Below are 5,879 nucleotides of genomic sequence, written 5' to 3' on the forward strand. Positions count from 1 at the left end.
TAAGATTATCTAGAAGACTCAAAAGAACGAAACGGTTTTTGCCCACCCTACAACTACAACTAGTAGGGTGGGCAAAGTAAGATTATCTAGAAGACTCAAAAGAACGAAACGGTTTTTGCCCACCCTAGAACTACAACTAGTAGGGTGGGCAAAGTAAGATTATCTAGAAGACTCAAAAGAACGAAACGGTTTTTGCCCACCCTACAACTACAACTAGTAGGGTGGGCAAAGTAAGATTATCTAGAAGACTCAAAAGAACGAAACGGTTTTTGCCCACCCTACAGGCTTAAAGAGAATCTAAGTATTTGGCTAGCAATTCCGGAATATAGTCATAGCCATCTACGCCAATGACAGCAATAATTTTTGACCGTTGCTGTGCCAAAAGGGTTTGGAAGCCTTCTTGTCCCATTTGTCCTTGCAAAATACTTAACAACCCAGCTGGTTTGCGCCAATCTTCAGACCCAATTTGCTCTAATAGATAGGCTCCTAAACTAGCGGTGTAAATCACTTTTTGCCAATCTTGCTGGCTGTAGCAAGCTTGGGCTAAGTAGGCCAAATTCACGCCTTGTAAGTACAAATCCCCAGAAAATTGGGCGGCTTGCCAGCCTTGTTCTAAAAATGCGATCGCTTTTTGATACTGCTCGACCACCACATGGGCAATTCCCAAACTACTGAAACACAAGGCTTTACTTTGCCCAACCCCATAACTCCCTGCTGGGGAATCCCCCAATCGTTCTAACAATAATCGACCTTGTTCTAAATAGTTAATGGCACTTTCATACACCTCTAGTTCTGCTTGTTGGCTATCCTGTGCTTGAAACACTTCACTGTAGCCGAAATTCACTAAAGCATTAGCTTCCCCTAACCGGTCTCCAGCTTGACGAGCGAGTATTAATGCTCGTTGACTATAGTTAATGGCATCAGCATAATTCTCTTCCTCGACACAAATCCGACTGAGATGATTGAAATTAGCAATTTCACACAGTTGATCCCCAGCCTCACGGGCAATATCTAAGGCTTGCTGATGGAAGTTATTGGCTCGGTCATAGGCTCCTTGAGACCAAAGGGAATAACCCAACAAGGTTAGAATCCTGGCTTTCTCCTCAGTTCGGTCTACTTGCCGCAGGGGTTCATCCAGGTAATTCAGGGCATCTTGGAGATAGTTGCCGCTAAAGTTAGCAAACACACCACCGTAGAGGGGGAAGTAGTCCCGTTGGGCAAAGGTGCGCAGAATTTGCAGACAGACCTGAAAACAGCCATTTGCGATCGCGTAGCGGCTCGTACCGAGCATCGCATTGCCGTTGCTACTACTTGCTGTCTGGTTCAAAACATTAGCTAACCTAGACCAAATGACAGCAAATACGATAAAGGTAGAAATCGATAACTTTGCTCCCATCTTGGAGTCATATACCATTTTATCGAACCAATTCACCAGTCCTCGCTGCAAGCACTGGAGAATCACAGCCAATTCCACCCAAGCTTCTAGTTCCAGACTCGGTTGAGTATCTGCCCATTCATGGAAGGATTGATTTAGCGCTAGAGTTTGAAATAAAGACTGGGGTAACGGGCTATCGACCTTTTTCCCCCACAGCCCCCAAGGGCCACGCTGTTCCGGAGTGCCTTCAAATCCCAGTGAGCCTCGACTTTGGTCATAAATCCAACTCACCAGATAATCTTCCAAGCGTTGCCAAGATGCCAAACCCGCCGTAATCCCAGCCGCCAGTTGTCCAAGGTCTGTAGCAGTATCAGATTCAGAGGCTTCTTGTGCCTGTTGCTTTAGGGGTTTAGCCAGGCTCGCCAGTTGTTGTAAAGTTAGCGGTGGTTGTTGATTGGGGTCAATCACTCGCAATAAAGCCGTAAAGCGCTCAGCCGGTTCAGCAGTAGTAATGGATTGAATAGCGCTAGTGATAGTTTCAGAAACTCGGTTTTCTTCCTGCCACTGTTCCCATTCACCACGAATGGTATTAAGCGCCCTGAGTTTCCGAATTGCCTTGGCTTGCTTCAATTCACTTTTAGGATTATCTATTTCTGCCTGAGTCATATCGAAGCGCTGATCAAGGCAACGTTCAAAAATTTCCCCAGTGCCAACCGTAACCCCCTTGACCAACATCTGATAGACCTGGGATTTAGAACGGATCTTCCCCTTCAGGGTAGTTTTGACAATGTCATCGATTAATTCAAAATAGCGATCGCTCAATCCCATCTCGTTAGACATAACCTTTTGCCTGATTAGTGCCGACTTTCCTCAAAAATAGCTCAAAATCAGAATAGACTTCTGGCAAGTCTAGTTAACCGTCAACTTGACATCCTCCCGCCGCTAAATCTGGCGATTATAGCGGGGGATTCCTAAGACTCACGACTTAGGTTTCTGCTTCCTTCTCCCTTTTTGGGAGTTTTTCGCACCCGCCTTCCGAGACTTACTCTGTTCAGGTCTTATGGTCGCTCCACAGACTGACACGGCAAGCCCTGCCGCCAAAATATTAATTGATGCGTTAATATCGCGATTAGCCCGAAGGGCTACGCTACGCGAACGTGGTGAGTGTTACACAATGGACAATCCCACTCTCGGATGCTTAGAGGTAAAGATTCGACGCGATTGAGGCATACAGAACACAACTTACTACTGGGAAACCATCTGTCAATAGAAACAGCTTTACGGTTGTACCACTCTGACTTGTACTTGACCTGACGGATTATTTCTGCCCAATTTGCATCACTGATTACCTGAGCTAGTTTGTGATTTTTGACCATGTTTTTTACAGCTAAGTCCTCAAACGCAATCAATTGGTTTTCTGAGACCAGTTGAGTAGTTAGCTTGTGAGTAAAATCTCTTCTAGCGTCTTTGATTTTTGCGTGTACCCTGGCAACCTTTAACCTGGCTTTGTTACGATTGTTAGATCCCTTCTGTTTTCGCGACAAAGCTTTTTGGTATTTAGCCAGTTTTTTCTTTAGCTTTTTGAAATGCTTGGGGTTGGCAATTTTATCCCCGTCACTGGTTGTAATTAGACTGGTAATTCCTAGATCAAAGCCAACTCGTTTATCCGTTGGGGGCAAACTCAAGTCTCTATGGTCATGAAACTTGATTGAGATATGCCAACGATTGGACGGATCTAAACTAATTGTAACGGTACTTGGATTGCAGTTTGCAGGTAACTGACGACTCCACCGAATAGGCAAAGGTTCTTTGCATTTAGCCAAATAGATCTGGCCATCCTTCCATTTAAATGCAGATTTGGTGAATTCTGCACTACCACCATTCCGCTTTTTCTTGAAGTTTGGATATTTAGTGCAACCCGCAAAGAAGTTCGTAAAAGCAGTTTGAAGGTGTCTTAATCCCTGTTGAAGTGGAACACAACTGACTTCATTTAAAAATAATAAGTCATCCTGTTTTTTCCACTCTGTCAACATTGAGGAAGTTTCTTTATAGCTGATCCGTTTTTGGTGTTCATACCATCCTTTCGTCCTAGCGTCTAAAGCTTTGTTGTAAACAAGCCTTACACAACCTAGAGTTCTCCTCAACAGATTCTCCTGTTCAGGGGTTGGGTAAAAACGGTAACGGTAAGCTTTTTCATTCATGCTCACATTTTAAGCTGTTCCGTGTGAAATGTCAAGTGGACACAATTCCTGAGGGGCTGTGTGCGGAACCTGCGTCCGCACTTTATAAGCCCCGTCTCCCGCTAACCCTTCGGGTATAACGGGAGTCTCCTTGCTCTTAAGGATGATTCGGCAATGTTACAGTAAACAAAGTCCCCTTACCCAACTCAGACTTAACTTTGATCGTTCCTTGATGAGCTTCGAGAATTCGTTTGGAAAGATATAGTCCTAAACCACTACCTGAGCGTTTGTGGCTACCCTGGCGAAACCGTTCAAACAACTGTTTTTGGTCTTCTGGGGATATACCAAAACCAGTATCTTCCACCTCAATCACCACCCACGACTGATGCCCTTCACTAGTGTTGGGACTATTCCTCAGACGAACCGTCACAGAACCATTGTCAGTGAATTTAATGGCATTTCCTACCAAATTGGTGAACAATCGGTGCAATTCTAAGCGATCGCTCATCACTATCGAGTTAACCTGCTTCGGGGTCTGATAGTCCAAAGACAGTTTTTTATCACGAGCTAGGGCAGACAGTTCTTGGATGACTTCCTCAATAACCTGTTGCACAGGAATGGCAGAGAAAGACAAATACTTCCGACCGGCTTCATAGCGATAGACTTCTAGTAAGGTATTCACCATACTCAGCAAATTGTGGTTACTGCGAGTCATGGTGACTATGGCTTCCAGGACTGGGGGTGAAATTTCTCCCAAAGCTCCCTGCTGCATCAGGTTTAGGATGCGATCTGCTGCTACTAAAGGGGTGCGCAAGTCATGGGTAAGCCGAGAGACAAAATCTTCTCGTTGCCGAGCAATTTCGTCCCGTTCATCCACACTATGTTTGAGGCGCAAAAGCGATCGCACTCTGGCCAGCAATTCATCTACTTCTACTGGTTTACGAATAAAATCATCCGCCCCCATATCCAGTCCTTTGACCACACTGGGATGATCATAAGCGGTGATCAACAAAATTGGTATAAACGGTAACTTGGGATTGGAGCGGATGCGCTTGGTTACTTCAAAGCCATCCATTTCTGGCATCATCACATCCAATAGCACCAATTCCGGCGGAGATATCTCTATTTGCTCTAGGGCAACCCGACCATTCTCGGCCAAACTCATCTCGTACCCCTCTTCTTCTAAAAGCGTCTGCAGTAGAAACAAGTTGTCAGGGGAATCATCGACAGCCAAAATCTGATCTTTTTTGGAAGGGCGGGTTAGAGGTAAAGCATTCATTGAATCTTTTGTTGGTAAGTCAGAAGTGGAAACCCCTGTCATTGATGTATGGGGAGCGGGCTAATTAGTGGGTCGGCAAACCATTGCACACAGCCCCTCAGCAACTTCCCCCTTACACAAACAGCAGCCTGAGTTCGCTTCATTATGGCAAATTGGGCTTTACGGGCAAATCAAAAATTGCCAATGGCCAAGGTCGTTGAAACCCTTAGGGATTAAAGGCTTAGTCCAATTTTTGATTTTCCTTGTTTCTCACCGTCACTATGCAGCGGGTTTAAATTTTTGTAAACTGGAAGGAATGGTTTGAGTTAGATCATAATTTTTTGTAAATTATTCTGGTAACCTATGTGCGACTATGGTAATATCAGCAGCTTATAAAGCGACATTTGCTGCACCAGTCAAAGCTCCTGAACGCTCTGGTCAAGTTACCCGAAAGCCTTATCCCAAATATAAGGTAATTGTGTTAGACGATGATTTTAACACGTTTCAGCATGTTCACGACTGTCTGGTCAAGTATATCCCTGGGATGACAAATGATCACGCCTGGGAGCTCACCCATCAAGTTCACAACGAAGGTCAAGCCATTGTTTGGGTCGGTCCCCAGGAACAAGCGGAACTCTACCACCAACAGCTTTCTCGTGCTGGCTTAACCATGGCTCCCTTGGAGGCTACATAGTATTATGAGCCAACCCAAAGACGGCAGACTGGTTTGGAATCACTCTACCCACATTCAGGGTCTCATTCCAGTTCTCCAACGACTCACCGATTACCCAGGTATTCAAACCATTACCCCTGCTGTCCTTGGGCGGGCAAGAAGTCACTGTCCTAAATTACAGTTAAAAGTATCAGTGCCAATTCGTGGGGGATTCAAGGTGATTGCTAGGTCTGGTAAAAGCTTTCAAGAGGTGTTCATCCTCACCAACTTGAGTAAAGTGGAATTAGAAAAAGCGATCGCTCAATCACTAAAACGATAAGTAGATAGAATTTAGAATTTAGAATTTAGAATTTAGAATTTAGTTGTAGGGTGGGCATTGCTTGAAATCAACCC

General features: G+C 44.8%; 4 protein-coding genes and 1 pseudogene. 2 read left to right on the forward strand and 3 right to left on the reverse strand.

What is annotated here, in order from left to right:
- Nucleotides 1-286: 286 nt before the first annotated feature.
- The 3 genes and pseudogenes from F6K63_RS25835 to F6K63_RS25845 all read right to left on the reverse strand — a co-directional run bounded on the left by F6K63_RS25835 (nucleotide 287) and on the right by F6K63_RS25845 (nucleotide 4,834).
- Nucleotides 287-2,215 carry a tetratricopeptide repeat protein gene (locus F6K63_RS25835; protein WP_287313481.1) on the reverse strand — a complete coding sequence of 643 codons (1,929 nt, stop codon included), beginning with the start codon at nucleotides 2,213-2,215 and terminating at the stop codon, nucleotides 287-289.
- Between the two features lie 138 nt (nucleotides 2,216-2,353).
- A pseudogene (locus F6K63_RS25840) lies at nucleotides 2,354-3,576 on the reverse strand (RNA-guided endonuclease InsQ/TnpB family protein).
- A 136-nt stretch (nucleotides 3,577-3,712) separates the two neighbouring features.
- Nucleotides 3,713-4,834, reverse strand: coding sequence for a sensor histidine kinase (locus F6K63_RS25845; protein ID WP_287313482.1), 1,122 nt, complete (start codon nucleotides 4,832-4,834; stop codon nucleotides 3,713-3,715).
- A gap of 352 nt (nucleotides 4,835-5,186) precedes the next feature.
- Here F6K63_RS25845 and clpS point away from each other — a divergent pair, with 352 nt between their 5' ends.
- Both clpS and F6K63_RS25855 read left to right on the forward strand, forming a co-directional pair.
- Nucleotides 5,187-5,507, forward strand: a complete 321-nt coding sequence (gene clpS / locus F6K63_RS25850) for an ATP-dependent Clp protease adapter ClpS (RefSeq protein WP_071105615.1) — start codon at nucleotides 5,187-5,189, stop codon at nucleotides 5,505-5,507.
- A gap of 4 nt (nucleotides 5,508-5,511) precedes the next feature.
- Entirely contained in the window at nucleotides 5,512-5,805 is a 294-nt protein-coding gene (locus F6K63_RS25855; protein WP_008186027.1) for a DUF2103 domain-containing protein, read from the forward strand.
- The last annotated feature ends 74 nt before the right edge of the window (nucleotides 5,806-5,879 follow it).

The sequence above is a fragment of the Moorena sp. SIO1G6 genome (assembly GCF_010672795.1).
Lineage (GTDB): Bacteria > Cyanobacteriota > Cyanobacteriia > Cyanobacteriales > Coleofasciculaceae > Moorena > Moorena producens.